1 protein-coding gene is annotated in these 794 nt (G+C 25.9%); it reads right to left on the bottom strand.

The window, feature by feature from the left end; all coding sequences use genetic code 11:
- Positions 1 to 82 precede the first annotated feature (82 nt).
- Positions 83 to 718, bottom strand: a complete 636-nt coding sequence (locus ELQ12_RS10530; RefSeq protein ID WP_243834159.1) for a tRNA 2-selenouridine synthase — start codon at positions 716 to 718, stop codon at positions 83 to 85.
- Between the last annotated feature and the right edge of the window lie 76 nt (positions 719 to 794).

Genomic DNA, 794 nt, shown 5'->3' with positions numbered 1-794 from the left:
CATCGATTAAATCAAGCATAGCATAACTAGCATCTTATATTAGCATAGTCTTTGATTTGAGAGATAAGTTCTTTAGGATTCATTAATATCTTTCCAAATTATATTTTTCATCACTTTTTATAAATTTACCATTAGTAAAATAATGAAAATGTCCTCCGCCAACACCTGTGTATCTTGTACTAGAAAAGCTAAATCCTCTTCCTTCATCTCCAAATAATCCATAGCTTTTTTTACTATACATAAATCTAGTAGAAAAAACAACAGGATATTTTTTACTCTCACACACATAATAAGTTGTCATACCTAAATAAGGTCTTAATTTTTTATAGTTTTCTTCACCCATATATGCTTTAAATTGATCTTCATAGTATGCAAATTCGGGTTTATCTTTGAAGTTAAAATCATAGTCAGGATCATCTACATCATAATTATAATCATTACGATAATATTTACAACCATTAGAAAGGACTTGAGGGAATTTTTTTTCTATAACTTTTAATTGATCCCAAAAATCATCCCCTAAAGACATTTTTTTCATTGCCTCTCCTTTCTTTCTTTCATTTTCCAATATCTCTTCTCTTATTTTTTTATCAAAGATATAAATTCCACCATAATTACTTGCAAGAGTTTCTAATTCACTTGCTTTATTGTCTTTAAAAGCACATGCACTTAAAGATACTAAAAAAAATAAGCTTAGAATTATCATTGTGATTTTCATTTGATACTCCTTTTTAAATTGTATTATTTCAAATATCTTATATAAATCAAATTTAGTTTTTATATATCATAAAAAA

It is taken from the genome of Campylobacter sp. US25a, assembly GCF_004379075.1.
Lineage (GTDB): Bacteria > Campylobacterota > Campylobacteria > Campylobacterales > Campylobacteraceae > Campylobacter_D > Campylobacter_D jejuni.
This window is presented reverse-complemented; position numbering and strand designations above follow the sequence as displayed.

Excerpts from the sequence above, each read along its gene's own strand:
- ELQ12_RS10530 (WP_243834159.1), bottom strand. The coding sequence starts at position 718 with ATGAAAATCACAATGATAATTCTAAGCTTATTTTTTTTAGTATCTTTA.